The sequence below is a fragment of the Bradyrhizobium sp. WSM2254 genome (genome assembly GCF_000472645.1).
In the GTDB taxonomy this organism is placed as follows: domain Bacteria; phylum Pseudomonadota; class Alphaproteobacteria; order Rhizobiales; family Xanthobacteraceae; genus Bradyrhizobium; species Bradyrhizobium niftali.
In genome coordinates this window covers 80,636-95,857 of record NZ_AXAB01000028.1, presented here as the reverse complement: position 1 = coordinate 95,857, position 15,222 = coordinate 80,636, and the positions used below count along the sequence as shown (strand labels likewise).

The 15,222-nt window shown below is 61.8% G+C and carries 16 protein-coding genes and 1 pseudogene; 12 read left to right on the top strand and 5 right to left on the bottom strand.

Going from position 1 to position 15,222, the window contains the following annotated elements; genetic code table 11:
* Positions 1–40: 40 nt before the first annotated feature.
* Genes A3M7_RS0121335 through A3M7_RS0121315 form a run of 5 tightly spaced genes read left to right on the top strand, consistent with a single transcriptional unit; the run spans position 41 to position 4,461 of the window.
* Complete coding sequence (locus tag A3M7_RS0121335; protein ID WP_027545710.1) at positions 41–835, top strand: enoyl-CoA hydratase-related protein; 795 nt, start codon at positions 41–43, stop codon at positions 833–835.
* A gap of 34 nt (positions 836–869) precedes the next feature.
* Positions 870–1,805, top strand: coding sequence for an alpha/beta fold hydrolase (locus A3M7_RS44760; RefSeq protein WP_198033789.1), 936 nt, complete (start codon positions 870–872; stop codon positions 1,803–1,805).
* 10 nt (positions 1,806–1,815) lie between these two features.
* A complete protein-coding gene (locus A3M7_RS0121325) occupies positions 1,816–3,042 on the top strand; it encodes a CaiB/BaiF CoA-transferase family protein (RefSeq protein WP_027545709.1) in 1,227 nt (408 codons plus the stop codon).
* Between the two features lie 34 nt (positions 3,043–3,076).
* The gene (locus A3M7_RS0121320; protein ID WP_027545708.1) at positions 3,077–3,634 is read left to right on the top strand and encodes an NADPH-dependent FMN reductase; all 558 of its coding nucleotides are present in this window, start codon (positions 3,077–3,079) and stop codon (positions 3,632–3,634) included.
* Between the two features lie 44 nt (positions 3,635–3,678).
* Positions 3,679–4,461: an enoyl-CoA hydratase gene (locus A3M7_RS0121315; protein ID WP_027545707.1), complete on the top strand. Its 783-nt coding sequence runs from the start codon at positions 3,679–3,681 to the stop codon at positions 4,459–4,461.
* A gap of 78 nt (positions 4,462–4,539) precedes the next feature.
* Here A3M7_RS0121315 and A3M7_RS0121310 read toward each other — a convergent pair whose 3' ends face one another.
* The 4 genes and pseudogenes from A3M7_RS0121310 to A3M7_RS0121295 all read right to left on the bottom strand — a co-directional run.
* Complete coding sequence (locus A3M7_RS0121310; protein ID WP_027545706.1) at positions 4,540–4,989, bottom strand: hypothetical protein; 450 nt, start codon at positions 4,987–4,989, stop codon at positions 4,540–4,542.
* Positions 4,990–5,010: 21 nt separating this feature from the next.
* Positions 5,011–6,345, bottom strand: a complete 1,335-nt coding sequence (locus A3M7_RS0121305; RefSeq protein ID WP_084302351.1) for an NAD(P)/FAD-dependent oxidoreductase — start codon at positions 6,343–6,345, stop codon at positions 5,011–5,013.
* Positions 6,346–6,578: 233 nt separating this feature from the next.
* Entirely contained in the window at positions 6,579–7,121 is a 543-nt protein-coding gene (locus A3M7_RS44755) for a helix-turn-helix domain-containing protein (RefSeq protein WP_049823608.1), read from the bottom strand.
* Between the two features lie 252 nt (positions 7,122–7,373).
* A pseudogene (locus A3M7_RS0121295) lies at positions 7,374–7,634 on the bottom strand (efflux transporter periplasmic adaptor subunit); the annotation flags it as partial.
* A 276-nt stretch (positions 7,635–7,910) separates the two neighbouring features.
* Here A3M7_RS0121295 and A3M7_RS44750 point away from each other — a divergent pair.
* The gene (locus tag A3M7_RS44750; protein ID WP_049823607.1) at positions 7,911–9,371 is read left to right on the top strand and encodes a nitrogen regulation protein NR(II); all 1,461 of its coding nucleotides are present in this window, start codon (positions 7,911–7,913) and stop codon (positions 9,369–9,371) included.
* On the opposite strand, the gene A3M7_RS44745 is transcribed toward A3M7_RS44750, so the two are convergent.
* On the bottom strand, positions 9,368–9,835 hold the full coding sequence (locus tag A3M7_RS44745; protein WP_198033788.1) for a helix-turn-helix domain-containing protein: 468 nt from the start codon (positions 9,833–9,835) through the stop codon (positions 9,368–9,370). The genes A3M7_RS44750 and A3M7_RS44745 overlap by 4 nt on opposite strands.
* A gap of 259 nt (positions 9,836–10,094) precedes the next feature.
* Here A3M7_RS44745 and A3M7_RS0121280 point away from each other — a divergent pair, with 259 nt between their 5' ends.
* The 6 genes from A3M7_RS0121280 (at position 10,095) to A3M7_RS0121255 (ending at position 15,192) form a co-directional block, all read left to right on the top strand.
* Positions 10,095–10,724: a response regulator transcription factor gene (locus tag A3M7_RS0121280; RefSeq protein ID WP_027545703.1), complete on the top strand. Its 630-nt coding sequence runs from the start codon at positions 10,095–10,097 to the stop codon at positions 10,722–10,724.
* A gap of 59 nt (positions 10,725–10,783) precedes the next feature.
* Positions 10,784–11,152 carry a response regulator transcription factor gene (locus A3M7_RS0121275; protein ID WP_027545702.1) on the top strand — a complete coding sequence of 123 codons (369 nt, stop codon included), beginning with the start codon at positions 10,784–10,786 and terminating at the stop codon, positions 11,150–11,152.
* Between the two features lie 577 nt (positions 11,153–11,729).
* On the top strand, positions 11,730–12,089 hold the full coding sequence (locus A3M7_RS0121270; RefSeq protein ID WP_027545701.1) for a hypothetical protein: 360 nt from the start codon (positions 11,730–11,732) through the stop codon (positions 12,087–12,089).
* 157 nt (positions 12,090–12,246) lie between these two features.
* On the top strand, positions 12,247–12,939 hold the full coding sequence (locus A3M7_RS0121265) for a hypothetical protein (protein WP_027545700.1): 693 nt from the start codon (positions 12,247–12,249) through the stop codon (positions 12,937–12,939).
* A gap of 1,420 nt (positions 12,940–14,359) precedes the next feature.
* A complete protein-coding gene (locus tag A3M7_RS0121260; RefSeq protein WP_245284301.1) occupies positions 14,360–14,614 on the top strand; it encodes a hypothetical protein in 255 nt (84 codons plus the stop codon).
* Positions 14,615–14,757: 143 nt separating this feature from the next.
* The gene (locus A3M7_RS0121255; RefSeq protein WP_027545699.1) at positions 14,758–15,192 is read left to right on the top strand and encodes a tautomerase family protein; all 435 of its coding nucleotides are present in this window, start codon (positions 14,758–14,760) and stop codon (positions 15,190–15,192) included.
* The last annotated feature ends 30 nt before the right edge of the window (positions 15,193–15,222 follow it).

The following is a 15,222-nucleotide window of genomic DNA, read 5'->3' as shown; positions in this document are numbered from 1 at the left end:
CTCCGCCCGCCCGACCCTAACCGAAACACAGGAGCCAACAATGGCTGACGTCTCGGCACTCACAAACGTGCTCTACGAAAAGAAGAACGGGATCGCCTATGTTACCCTCAACCGTCCGAAGGTCCTCAACGCGTTGAATACGCCCACCTGGACGGACCTGAAGACCGCCTTTGAAGACGCCAAGGCCGATGCGACGGTGCATGGCGTCATCCTCACTGGCGCCGGCGACAAGGCGTTCATTGCCGGTGCCGACATCAGCGAGCTTGCGCATGTCGATGCCTATGAGGCCGAGGAATCCAGCCGGTTCGGCCAGGGCGTACTTGATCTGATCGAGACGCTCGGCAAGCCCGTGGTCGCAGCTATCAATGGCTTTGCGCTCGGCGGCGGCTGTGAGACGGCGATGGCCTGCACCATCCGGATTGCCGCGGAGCACGCCAAGTTCGGCCAGCCCGAGGTGAAGCTCGGCCTGTTGCCGGGCGGTGGCGGAACGCAGCGCCTGCCGCGCCTGGTCGGCAAGGGCCGCGCGCTGCAGCTGATCCTCACCGGCGAGACCATCTCCGCGCAGGAAGCGCATCGGATCGGCCTCGTCAACGAAGTTGTACCGGCGACCGATCTGATCGCGCGCGCCGAGGCGATCCTGAAACAGATCTCCGCCAACGCGCCGATCGCCGTGAAGTTCTCGCTGGAAGCGGCCAACAAGGGAATGGACACCAGCCAGGCCGAGGGCTTTGCGCTCGAAGCGTCCTACTTCGGCATCTGCGCGGCAACGGAAGATAAGAAGGAAGGTACCTCCGCCTTCCTCGAGAAACGCGCACCCCAGTTTCACGGACGCTGAAATCCAAAAGCGCAAACGAGACCGGACAGTGGCCATGGCAACGTCTCTTCCTACCTCGGCTCCGATGGAGCAATTCCGGCTGACCAGCTCGGACGGACTTTGCATCGCCTGTACGCGCTGGGAGAGCCGCGGCCCGGCCCGTGCGGTGGTTCAGATCGCCCACGGGATGGGCGAGCATATTGGGCGTTATGCCGACACCATCGATATCCTCGTTGCATCTGGTCTCATCGTCTACGCCAACGATCATCGCGGGCACGGCCGCTCGGCCCACGCGCGATTGGGAGAGTTTGGCACGGGCGGCTTCGAGTTGCTCGTACAGGACATGGCCCGACTGACCGGACTCGCCAGAGAAGAAAATCCCGACCTGCCGCTGCTCCTTCTGGGGCACAACATGGGATCGTTCGCGGCGCAGAGATCCATCATCGATCACAGCTACGAGATCGATGGCCTGATCCTCTCTGGATCGGGGGTGCTCGATCGGCTGGCACGCAGTGCGCTGCTGCCGCCCGCAGGCAACAACCTGCTCAACGCCGCATTCGAACCGGCGCGCACGCCCTTTGACTGGCTGAGCCGCGATCGGGCAACCGTCGATGCGTTCATGGCGGATCCCCTCTGCTTTGCAAACCTCAGCGTCGCCTCTCTCGCGTCCTTGCTCGGCGCTGCGCCGCAATTGCACGATCCGGCCTCGCTCCGCAGGGTGCGCCGCGATTTGCCGGTTTATTTGATCTGCGGCGACGCAGACCCCATCGGGCAGCACCTGCGCGGAATCCACACGTTGATAAACCGCTATGCCGATGCCGGGCTGCGCGACATCGCTATCGACGCCTATCCAGGCGGTCGACACGAGATGCTGAACGAGATCAACCGGTACGAGGTCCACAAACGCCTGCTCGGCTGGATATCCAAGACGCTGGAAAAGCTCAACAACGATCATCGTCGCGTTTCATTCGTACCCGAACTTCAACACTGAGGAGACAGCAATGCCGACCGACAACATCTTTTCCGGACTGAAGGTGGTGGATCTCGCAAGCTTCATTGCAGGCCCGAGCGCCGCCGTGATCCTGTCCGACTTCGGCGCCGACGTCATCAAGGTGGAGCCGCCGAGCGGCGAGCTCTGGCGGCATGCCAATCATCTTCCGCCGCAGCCGGTCGCGGAGGACGCCTATCCCTGGCATCTGGCCAATCGCAACAAGCGCGGCATCGCGCTCGACCTGAAATCCCCAGCGGCGCACCAGGTGCTGGAAAAGCTGGTCAAATGGGCCGACGTGCTCGTCGTGAACACGCCTCATCCGGCGCGTGCGCGACTGAAGCTCGAATATCAGGATGTGGTGCAGTGGAATCCCCGCCTCATCTATGCCGATATCTCAGGGTTCGGCGACAAGGGGCCGGATGCCGATCTTCCCGGCTTCGACATCACGTCCTACTGGGCGCGTAGCGGCCTGCTGTCGCTCACGCGCGACGCCGGCGCGCCGCCGACCTGGCCAGTGGCCGGCAGCGGCGACAACGCCACCGCCGTCGGGCTCTATTCCGCGATCGTCACCGCGCTCTATCGTCGCGAGCGTACCGGCGAGGGAGCCCACGTCACGACTTCGCTGCTCGCTGAAGGCGTATGGTCCGCGAGCGTGTCGATCCAGGCCGCACTGTGCGATGCCAAATTCTTCGGGCTGCACGACCGCACTCATCCGGCCAATGCCGCGATGAACGTGTACCGCGCCCAGGATGGTACCTGGTTCGTGCTGATCGTCACGCCCGACAAGCTGGCCGCCGTCATGAAGGCCCTCGGTCGCACAGATCTGCTGACCGACCCGCGGTTCGCCGATCCCAAGAAGCTGATGGCGAATATGCCGGAACTCACGGCCATTCTGGACGAAATCTTCTGCTCGAAGCCGATGGCGCACTGGTACGAGGTCTTCAACGGCGTGCACGTCACATTCGGCGCGGTGCGCGGTCCGCAGGAGGTCGTGAACGATCCACAGCTTCGTGCCAATGACATCATCGTCCCACTCGAAGGCGCCGGCGGCAAGCTGACGTCGACGATCAGCAGCCCGATCCAGGTCCATGGTGTCACCAAGGTGCCGGCGAAGCGCGCTCCCGATATCGGAGAGCACAACGAGCAGGTGTTGCGCCAGCTTGGATTTGCCGCGGCGGAAATCGACGCCCTGCGTGCGGGCGGCGCCATCCCGAAGCCGAAGCAACAGGTGGCGTAGCCACAGCTTCATCACGCTATCCTGGAGAACGACTATGGCAAGATCGGCGAGCGTATCCGTGTTGGTCGGAAGCCTGCGGGGCAATTCGATCAACGGAATGATGGCGAAGGTGCTGATGTCGCTTTCGCCGCCTTCGATGAAACTCGACATTGTCGAGATCGGGCAACTGCCGCTCTACAATCAGGATCTCGACCCAAATCCGCCTGCGCAATGGACCTCGTTTCGCCAGCGCATCAAGTCGGCGGACGCGGTTCTGTTCGTCACCCCCGAGTACAACCGCTCGGTGCCGGCCGCGCTCAAGAATGCCCTGGATGTTGGTTCCAGGCCGTATGGCAGCAGCGTATGGGACCGCAAGCCCGGCGCGATTGTCAGTTGTTCTCCGAGCGCGATCGGGGCCTTCGGCGCCAATCACCATCTGAGGCAGTCGCTCGTGTTCCTGAACGTGCCGATCCTGCAACAGCCCGAAGCCTATATCGGCCATGCGGACAAGCTGTTCGACGAACGCGGCGAGCTCGTCAACGACGGCACCCGGAAATTCCTGCGGCAGTTCATGGAAGCATTTGCAAGCTGGGTCGAGCGCACCCGCCCCTGAGTTCGCATCGTCATCCGCCAACTATCAGCTCTGAAGGAGACCACATGAGTGACATCCTCCATGAGCGCGACGCAAGCGTCCTGCGCATCCAATTGAACCGTCCGAAAAAGCTGAACGCGATGACCTCGGGCATGTACGTGGCCCTCGCTGACATTCTGAAGGAGGCAGCCAGGGACGAGGTCACCCGGGTCGTGCTCTGGCATGGCGCCGGAGACGCCTTCTGCGCGGGCAACGACATCGAGGACTTCCTGAAGAATCCGCCAGGTCCGGGAGAGTCTCCGCAATCGCAGCTCATGCACGCGCTGATCGACTTCGAGAAACCGATCGTCGCGGCGGTCCACGGCGCAGCCATCGGCGGCGGCACCACCATGCTGCTGCATTGTGACTTCATCTATGCCGGCGAAAGCGCGAAATTCCAGATGCCTTTCATCAATCTCGCCCTGGTGCCGGAGTTCGGCTCGAGCTCGATCGTTCCGGCCAGGGTCGGACATCTGCGCGCCGCCGAGCTGGTGATGCTGGGGTCGCGCTACGATGCCAGGCGTGCCCTGGAGCTGGGTCTCGCCACCCAGGTCGTCCCGGATCAGGATCTCCTGTCCGTGGCGACGGCGACGGCACATAAGCTGGCCGCCAAGCCCGCCGGCGCCCTGCAAGCCAGCAAGCGCCTGATCAGGCAGCCGTTCCGTCAGCAGATCCTGGCGGCAATGAAGGCCGAGAACGAGGAGTTCAGCGCGCAGGTCCGCTCGGCCGACGCCAAGGAAGCGCTGACGGCGTTCATGGAGAAGCGTGCGCCGGACTTCACGAAGACCAAATCTGCCATCACCGCTTGACCATGCAAGTGCTGGTTTGATTGCGGGCTCGCCTCCCCCGGCGGGCCCGCATTTTGTTTGGTCTGGAATGGCCGGGATTCAAAACTCTCTGGCGCGCAACTCGTCGAATTCCTTGCGACAGGCATTGCTGAATTCGTGCAGTAGGTCGATCGAACCGTTGATCGCCATGTCGCGCAGCTCAACGAAGTTCTTGTCCGGCTCCAGATAGGTGTTGAGAATCTTTCGGGCGATCCCCTCTGCACAATGCACGACTGGCTGCGAGGACGAGACGCGCATCCGGCTCAGCTTCGCATAGAGGCCGACAAGACCGGAAATGTCGGCTTCATCGTGCTGGAGGGCGTCGATGTAGCATTTCGAGGCTTCCTCGATGAAATCCCGGTAAAGGACCTGCCGCCGGTTCCTCTCGTAGTGCAGCCACTGGGCGCGAACCTGATTCTTCTGGTTCAGCCAGTTGGCGATCACGCTCGTCAAGCCGCCGATCGTGGTGCCAGCCAGCGCAGCCAAGGCGGAGGTGATCGAAGCTTCCATGGGCGCCCCTCTCGCCGATGGCTAGCGCGACGCTGGCGGACGCGGCGCTTCCGAGATCAGGCGCGAGCTGCGCTGCCCGGTCAGGTATGACCAGAACCACTGGGTCTGAACCCGGAACCGATTCTGGAGCTGCGGCAGCGACAGCACGTGCAGCGCTGCCCAGACCAGCCAGGTCAGGAAGCCGCCGGTGCGCAGCCAGCCGGCCTCAAGGATGGCGAAGTTCTTGCCGACCACCGCCATGTTGCCCTTGCTCCGATAGCGGAAGGGACGGCCTTCCTTGCGTCCCCTGACCCGGCGGGCAATCAACCGCCCTACAAAGCGTCCCTGCTGGATCGCAGCTTGCGCCACGCCGGGCACGGGATGACCGTCCTGGGTCATCGCGGCGGCATCGCCCACCACAAAGACGTCAGGTGACTCAGGGAGGTCCAGGAAGGGACCGACCAGGGCGCGTCCAGCCCTGTCCATGGTGGTGCCGAGCATCTTCACAACCGGTGAAGCGGCAACGCCGGCGGTCCAGAGCACCGTGGCGCTCGCAATCCGTTCGCCGGCAGCAATCACGCCCTGGTCGTCGACTTTCTCGACCTTCACCCCGTTCATGACTTCGACGCCGAGCTTCTTCAGCCGCTTGGCGACCTTTCTGGAAAGCGATTCGGCAAAGGTCGGAAGGACCCGCGTCCCGCCATCCAGCAACAGGATCCGGCTCTTGGCGGGATCGATGTTGCGAAAATTCCTGCGCAGCGTCACCGAAACCAGCTGGGCGATCGAGGCGGCCAGCTCGACGCCGGTCGGGCCGGCACCCACGAGCACGAACGTCATCTGGCGCGCGCGTTCCTCCTCGTCGCTGGTCGATTCGGCCAGTTCGAAGGCGCCCAGGATCTTGGTTCGGATGGTCTCGGCATCGTTGAGGTTCTTCAGCCCCGGTGCGAACCGGGCAAACTCATCATGTCCGAAATAGCTCGGGCGCATGCCCGCGGCCACAACGAGAAAGTCGTACTCGATCTTGCGGCTGCCGGCGCCTGGACATGTCGCCTCGATCGTGCGAGCCGCCGCATTGATGCCAGTGACCTCGGCCAACAACACGCTGAGATTTTTTTGCTTCGCCTCGAGCTGGCGGAACGGCGCGGCAATCTCGGCAGGCGCCAGCACCGCGGTTGCGACCTGGTACAGCAGCGGCTGGAAGATATGGTGATTGCGCCGGTCGACCAGCAGGATCTCGACGTCGGAATGCTTCAGCGCGCGCGCTGCCGCGATGCCGGCAAATCCCCCGCCGGCGATGACGACACGCCTCTTGCGGAGAGCGGCCTTGGCTTCTGCCGGCTTTTCCGGCGGGAAGGATTTGGTCAGAACTGTGCTCAATGATGCACCCGATCGTTGTACGCACTCCCAGCCATTCGTTCTTATCGGATCGTTCACAACGGCTATTGAACGGCGCTGCGTTCCTTAGAACATTCTTGTCGCTTCATTCAAGCGCCGGCAAAGAGTGCTCGAACAGCAGTCGCGGTAAGATCAAGCCCACCGTCATCGCGAAGATAATCCCGCTCGGGATCGGCCACGCGCGCACCCATGGAGGCGGACCGATGTCGACCTCTCTACTGCACCTCAAATTCGCGTCGCCAACTGGCTGGACTTTGCCCAAAGGCCTGCCTGAACAGTCTGCATAGATGCGCCTGATCCGAAAATCCAACGCGCAGCGCGATTTCACTCAGCGAATCCGGGCTGGTCATCATCAGACGGCAGGCCTTCTCCAATCGTCTCTTGACCACATAGGCATGTGGCGGTTCCCCAAAGGTCAGCTTAAAAGACCGCGAGAAGTGCGCGGGGCTTCGCCTCGCGACAGCACTGAGGTCTCGCGTATGAATGGTCCGATGCAGATTTTTATCGATGAAGATTCGTACCCGCGTGATCTGCCAGCCGACCAGTCCGACGGCCCTGGACCGTCTTGCACCCGAGTGACGCTCGATCTCAGACTGCAAAATGGTCGAAGCGGCGGCCAGCGACGCCTTCGCAACCTCGCGATCGTGCTCAAATTCCCGCCTGGCCACGTCGAGGAGCTCGGCGAGGCTTCCGGCCAGGTAGCTGAACTCGGGACCAGTCGGCCAAAATTGCTGCGCGGTGCTTTGAGACTCTTCCATGGTCAATCCCTCGACGTGCGTCCCAGCCCGAGAGAAGCATGGTGCAAACCATCCCGTTTAGCTTGTTAAGTAGCGTTCTGAATCATTAATTGCGGCGCAACAAGAGATAACCTCAACAATATCAAATGGATGATCCGGGCACGCCGCGGCTGGCGTTCACAGCCAATATGCCATCAGGCTCACGAGGATGCACACGTAGAGACCCGCCTCCGCAAGGGGCGGATTCGGTGCCGCCGCCGGTTTGGCTCCGACAACGGAAACGTTGCAGGTCATCCCCGCGATGAGTGGCACACCCTGGGGAACGTGGCTTATCCTGATCCGTACCGGTATACGCTTTGCCAGACGAACCCAGGTGAATATTGGATCGACGTTCGGCAATCCCTGCGTACTGTTTGCTGCGTTCGCCGCACTGATGCCGCCTGTGATGCTTTCGATCGTGCCCTTGACCGACGCGTCATATCCGAGCAGGCCCGCCTCGACCTCGTCTCCGACATGGACATTGACGAGCTTGGTCCGGCGGCCGCCCAGGAGGGTCAAGTCGGCCGGCCCCAGCTCGCAGCGCCTGAGCTATTGCGCCGGATGTTTGGGCGGAGAGGAGTTCCATGATTTGAAAAGCCGTGCGATAATTTGAAGATTCCTGCCGTTTGATGTCGCGGCTCGCCCAAACGCGACGAGTTGCCGCACGAACTTGCAATTAGAAGCATGCAAGGACAAACGGCCGCCGGCCGTCCTCCAGTACACTGGATGCTCCGCCCGTAGGCAGACTCTCAGAACGCCACCGATCGACCGATGCCGGAACGACTATCTCGAATCATAAGCAGGCCAACCGGCCTGCCAATCGCCTTCATGCTTCTTGGCGTGGCGGCCATTTTCGCAATAGACACCTTCGCGCCGATCGAGATCGCGATCGCAGTGCTGTACGCCGTCGTAGTCATTGCTTCAGCGGATTTTCTCGGTCGGCGCGGCATCCTGCTTGTCTCCGCTGTCTGCATCCTGCTGACCGTTCTGAGCTATGCGATCGTTCACGGGGAGTCCTTCGGAAGCGGACCAGCGCTGCGCGCCTTGATCGGTCTCTGTGCGATCGGCGTATCAACAGTAGCCGCGCTGAGGAACCGGGAAGCGGCGGAAAGCCTGATTGCCCAGGCAGCTCTTCTCGACTTGACCCACGATGCCATCTTCGTGCGGGACCGAAACGATATCATCACCTATTGGAATGCCGGTGCCGAGGAGCTGTACGGCTGGCCGGCAAAAGAGGCGCTCGGGCGAAATGCCAACAGTCTGCTGAAGACAAAATATCCACCGTCGACCAGTCCGCTCGAGCAGCTAGACGACCCCGGCCGCTGGCAAGGTGAACTGATTCACACCCGACGCGACGGCAGTGAAATATGGGTTGCAAGCCGTTGGGCGGTGCAACGCGACGAACGGGGACGTCCGGTTGCCACCATGGAGACCAACAGCGACATCACGGAGCAGAAGCACGCGGAAGACGCGCTGCACGATGCACGTAGCCAACTGGAGCACGTCACCCGCGTCAGCACACTCGGCGAATTGACCGCGTCGATTGCGCACGAGGTCAACCAGCCGCTCGCGGCAATCGTAACCAACGGCGAAGCCGGCTTGCGGTGGCTCTTGCGCGACGAACCAAATCTTGAAGAAGTTCGCCGAGCGGTCGAGCGGATGATCGGCAACGGGCGACGTGCGAGTGAGGTCATTGCCCGCCTTCGCGCCCTGGCGAGCAAGAGCAATCCGTCCCATACGGTCCTCACCTTGAACGACATCGTTACCGACGTTATCCCGCTCGTCGAGCGGGAGATGCATAACAATGATGTGGCGCTCAGGCTTGATCTTCAGGCGCCCGCGCCGTTCGTGCTTGGCGATCGTGTGCAGCTTGCGCAAGTCGTCATCAATGTCGTCGTCAACGCCATACACGCGATGTCGCAGATCGAAGGCAGGACAAGGCGTCTGTCCATCACGTCCAGGACGTCATATGGGCAGTCGAATTCCCGAATGGCCGTCCTGGAGATCGAGGACACCGGAACCGGAATCGATCCAAAGATGGCCGACCATCTCTTTAGCGCCTTCCATACGACGAAAGCTGACGGGATGGGGATGGGACTCTCGATCAGCCGGACGATCGTGGAGAGCCACGGAGGATCTATCTCCGCGACATCCGGCAAGCAATCGGGAGCCCTGTTCGCGATCCGTCTCCCTGTCCTGCAGCAGGACGATGCGTCGGCGGCCGCCGGCTAGGGACACGACCACCGATAATCGCGCGGCGACATTCCGACGTGCTGACGAAAGCGCCGGGCAAAGTGGCTCTGGTCCGCAAAGCCCGCGGCAAGTGCGATTTGGGACAGCGGCATGTCGGTGCGGGCGAGCAGCCGCTTGGTCCTCTCCACGCGCTGGCGGATCAGGTAGTCGTGAGGCGTGATGCCCATGGACTGCTTGAAGGCCCGCACGAAGTAGCAGACCGACAGTTTTGCCAGTCCGGCCAGAAACTCCACGGTAATCCGCTGGTCGATGTGGCCCTCGATATGCTCGCGAATCCGCCGCAGCACCCTGGGAGGCAGTCCGCCACGAGCAAATCCCGTCGACACCATCGTGCCGGACTGCAGCAGTTGCGGCACCGACAATTCAGATTCCGCCTGGAGGATGACCGGCAGAATAGAATGCCCGAAACCTTCGCTGTCCAGGTCGTCCATCGCTCTCAACATCAGCCGCTCCTGCATCTTGTGCCGCTTACCTGGCGCTGACTTACCGATGCGAAGTCCGTCGCCTTGGTCAATGTCAAGGATGGCTGCAGTCCCAAACAACGCCAATCGTGCATGCGTCTGAGCGCATCACACCAAGGTCTGAGCCCGCGCCGCGGGTGGCCGGAGGACAGCGGGCCCCTACTCGATCATACCTTGGTGTGATGATCTTGATGGCCTTGCCGTGCTAAGGAAACGTACTCTCACTTGCCCGGATCCACGTATGCCCAACGCCCCAGAGGAGCTTCCCGTCGTGCACATCGTCGATGACGATGCGGAGATGCGCAGCGGGCTCGAAAGCCTGCTCCGCTCTGTGGGACTGGAGGCGAGAACCTACGGTTCAACCCAGGATTTCCTGAAGTCGGACGGCCTGGACTCTCCGGGGTGCATCGTTCTGGACATCCGGCTGCCCGGAACCAACGGGCTGGACTTCCAGGAAGGGCTGGCCGGACTCGGCATCCACTTGCCCGTGATCCTCATGACCGGACACGGCGACATTCCGATGTCGGTTCGAGCCATGAAAGCAGGCGCGGTCGATTTCTTGCCTAAACCGTTTCGCGATCAGGACATGATCGACGCGGTGACGGCAGCGATCAATCGGGACCTGACCCGGCGGGCCGCCGAGGGCCAGACGATCGCCATTGCCGATCGCTATACAACGCTATCTCCGCGGGAGCGCGAAGTGATGGCCCTTGTGACAGCCGGCAGGATGAACAAGCAGATCGCCGGCGAACTTGGTTTGAGCGAAGTGACGGTCAAAATCCATCGCGGCGCGGCGATGCGCAAGATGGGAGCCCGCTCGCTGGCGGATCTGGTCCGCATGGCGGATACGTTGAAGAACAGGACACGTTGAGAACGCTCACCTATGTATATGTGCTACGCCCGACGGCCACCTCGCAAGGAGACCAGCGAATGGCCGATCAGTTGATTTCGATCATCGACGACGACGCCTCCATGCGCGAGGCATTGGTTGGCCTCGTTCGCTCGCTGGGCTACGAAGTGCGCGACTTTGCGTCGGCCGAGGATTTTCTCGCATCGAGCAATCTCGGAGCATATGCCTGCGCCATTACCGATATTCAGATGCCGGGAATGAACGGCTTTGAGCTGAAGCGCGAGCTCAGCGCGCACCACGGCTCGCTGCCGGTGATCATGATCACCGCCCGCGCCGAACCTGGCATCGAGGAGAAAGCGATGTCCAGCGGAGCGTGTTGCTTTCTTCGCAAACCGCTTGAGGCGGAGACGTTGGCGAACTGCCTGCAACAAGTTCTAGGGCGCCTTTGACATACACGCTGCGGCTCGAATCAGAAAACACAGCGCCCGCGACCGGGCAAGGGTCGCGGGCGCGGCAATACGCTATCCTGGTGGCAGCGGAGGCTCGGTTAACCTTGCTCGGCACAGCCGCGTAAGGGCGCGATTCGGCGTGTGAACACAGGAGCCGATCGCATCGCTCAAGAGCGGATCACGATAGCAATCGCCACCGCGAGGACATAGCGTGACACTGGGCCAGAGTGTCAAAGCTGCAGGGCTCCATGAATGACGTAACGTCCCTACGGAAGTATTTGTAGGTGTGCGCCGAAGCCGGCGTTGCGATCGTGGCGTAAGCGACTGCGCGTACCAGAGTGGATACGACGATCGATCTGAATGATAGTGCCATGCTTGTCCCTCTCTTTGTTGGATCCGAGCCACATCCGGTTTCAGGATGAGGTGAGGGGTATCGCGAAGCTATCGTCCCAAGATGTGGTCGCGATCAGATCGAGGTATGATCGATCGCCAACGATTGAAGCAGTTTTGAACAAGCCTCCAGCGTTTCAATCCCATATATCCCCGACAAAGCCGACCAGACTTCGGAGATATGACGATGAAACATTCCTTGCTCTGCATGACCGCCGCAATCTCCCTTGTTGCCCTGACCTCCGCGGCGCAGGCTCACTCGGCCTACGACGGCTCCTGGGACCTCCTCTTCGTGACGCAGAGAGGTTCGTGCGACCCAACCTATGACTTCTCCGTCAACATCACCGACGGAATCATCACCCATCCAAATCTGGTGAAGTTCAGAGGCTACGTGGCACGGTCGGGCGCCGCTCGCGCTTCGGTGACGGTCCACGAAAAGCATGCATCCGGCTCAGGTCGGCTCTCGAGCCATACCGGCCGCGGGACATGGAGCGGTTATTCGGGAAGTTCGCGCTGTTCTGGGTACTGGACCGCTCAACGCAACTAAAGCTCTCCAAGCGATCGTGGTCGAAGAACGCGCGCCTGATGTCGTCGCAATCGTAGCAGATGGTCGTCGGGCACGCTGTCGGACCGTGCCGGCATCGGCGATCTCATGTTCCACGACCTTAGGGGCATGGCCGTCGTGCGGCTGCGCTGTTGCGGAAATGCCGCCGCGGCGGCTCGACGATGCACTCGCCCAACTGGTCGCCGCGGAGCTGATCTTTCCTCGAGGCACGACACTAGATGTGGAGTACACCTTCAAGCATACGCTCGTTCAGGATGCTGCGTACGACACTCTGCTGAGAAGCCGCCGCCAGCAGCTCCACGGCCGCATCGCTGCGACCATGGAAAGGCAATTCCCGAAGATCGGGGAGGCACAGCCTGAGGTCCTGGCGCGCCATTATGCCGAAGCGGAGTTCCTCGAGAGGGCCGTCGACTATTGGCTGAGGGCAGGAAGGCAAGCCATCGCCCGATGGGCGATGACCGAGGCGGTGGCGCAGCTCCGCAAGGGCCTCGACCTGTTGCCAGGCCTGCCCGACGGCCCGGCGCGCCAGGAGCGCGAGCTTGACCTGCGGATCGAGCTCGGGCACGCGCTCGCAACGATCAAGGGATATTCCGCAGACGAGCCTGGCGAGGCCTATGCCCGCGCCCGCCAACTTTGTGAGGAATTAAACCGACCAGCACAACTTGGACCGGTCCTCTGGGGCCAATTTGTCTACCGTTACGTGCGAGCCGAACTCGACCAAGCGGAATCGCTCGCCGAAGAGCTGCGCCATCAGGGCCAGCTCCGCAATGATCCGAAAATGGAAGCATTGCGGTTTCCATGCGAGCGGGGTCTTTTGTTCCGCTTCCGGTAGATTCGCTGACGCATGCACCCATTGCGAAGACGCCATTTCCTTGTGGGATCCGGCGCTTCGCGCCTTCGTACCTTCGCCAGAAGACCCGTACGTCTCCGTTCGACTGTACTACTACCGAGCACTCGTCTGCACAGGTCGCATCAATGAAGCGCGGTTGCGGGTGGGCGAAGCTTTGGCCGAGGCGCGCCGGCTCTCGCCCTTCAATGTAGCCTACGCGCTAAGTCGTCAGCTATGACCGCAAGCACTGCGTTCGCTTCGGACCCAAGCGCTCCCGGCCGGCCCCCGATATCGCGGCTGTCCGGTCGCATCTTGAACCGTATTGCGGTGCAGAGGACGTTCTTGCCGCGTCACGAGCGCCGAATAGCGATCCTCCGACACGGTCCGGCACGCGCCGCCCGTCCTATCTTGGACTGCGCCGCCGCCCTTCGACCGTTCCGCCGTCGGATGAGCTCATCCCTGCCCCGATTACCTGGCGACATGCGTCGCTGAGCTCCCGCTGTCTCTGCCTGAGACATAACGTTATGTCATCGGCGTCAGGGATGAAGGCACTGCAAAGACGGAACACATCGGGTGTACACGCCCGTCGCTCCTCCGGCGTCCCCTGCGCAAGGGAGGGAAGAGGAGCGGCCACAACGCTCAACAAGGCCAGACGCAGGCGTCCTCGCCTGAGGGACGCCAGCCAACGCTGGCCTCGTTTGAATCGGTCGTTCATGTCGGGAAGCACCTGTTTGAGGAAATTGACACTTCGAATGCGGCCGGCGCAATGCCCTGTGACCGGTCGCCTGTCGGGCGAGAATGCGCTGATCAGAGCAAGTTCTCCCTCACCATCTCCACACCTCGCCACCGCGGCCGTGCAGGGCGGCACGGGTCGTGTAAGCACCATCCCGATCGCCGCTCATGGCGTCACCTTCCACGACCATTTTCGGCCCGAGCATGCACGTCGCCAGGAGATCAGGCTTGGAGAGGGTTGCGCGGATTTGTAGCCAATTGCGGCGACACGAGCCCGCTCGCCGGCTCTGGGCCAGTCGAGTATTTCCTCAGTACCTGGATCTGACGCCGTGGCAGCTCGCTCAGGCGACTGGCCAAGAATGGAAGCGACGTTCGCCAGTCGTCGGGCTATCTCGCGATCGCCGCGGGGCCCGACGCTCCATTCCAGCGCGGCGCAGATGTCACTGAGTTGATCCTCGGCTCTCGATGAAGCCGAGCGGAATCCCCCATCATTGCAGCAGACTTCGACAATCCCGCCGTCGCACGCTTCCAATAGTCTGCGGGCCGATTGGCGAATTGGACCAAGCGCCATCAATTTGGAGGCCTTATGATGAAGCTCGTGCGCTGGATGGCAGTTGTTGGTTGTCTCGTGGTCATGAATTCCGGTGCCCAGGCTCGCTCGAACTTCGACGGCGCCTGAGATCTCGTCTTCGTGACACAGAACGGCACCTGCGATCAGAGCTGCAGCTTCTCGGTCAACATTTCCGACGGGATCGTGACGCATCCGAACCTCGTCAAGTTCAGGGGCAATGTCGCGCGATCTGGCGCGGTCCGCGCATCGGTCACCGTTCATGACAAATACGCCTCCGGCATCGGTCGGCTTTCCGGCGAAGCCGGTCAGGGGCTCTGGAGCGGCTATTCCGGATCTGCGCGCTGCTCGGGGTACTGGACGGCCAGGCGAAGCTAATCGCCTAAGACTCGATCGCAATATTAGCCTAGCCGCGACAAGGACGTCCAAGCTGAGGGAATCTCCCTGGTGTTTGATCCCCGAGAGATGAGGGTTCTCCCGTCGCGCGATCGATGCGTGCCGGGACCACGAGGAAATAGCGCATGCCGCTCTACACGGTTACGACACCGGATGGCTTGCTGTCCGCCGAGCAGCGGGAGTTCATAGCTGCCGAGCTGGTTCGCATCCATACGACCACCAATCAGGTTCCGGCGAATTTGGTCCACTCGATCTTTTTGACCTATCCGCGAGGTCACGCCTACGTCGCGGAAAACCCTTCGCCGATCGCCTCGATCATCGGGACCATCCGCACCGGCCGCGCGCCTGAGCTGAAGACCAGGCTCGTCCAGGCCCCTTGGAAGATGCTCCAGGACAACACCGGAATCTCCGACAGCAATCTCTCGGTGGTGCTCCAGGAAGGTTGCACCGAGCCAGGCGATGGAGAATGGCGCCGTCATGCCGGAAGTCGGACACGAACAGGTGCGGTGACGATTCATCGCGCCTTGCAAGCCGGCAAGATCCCGAGGCTTGCGGCCTGACGGCAACGACAGAGAAACAGCCACTGCTGT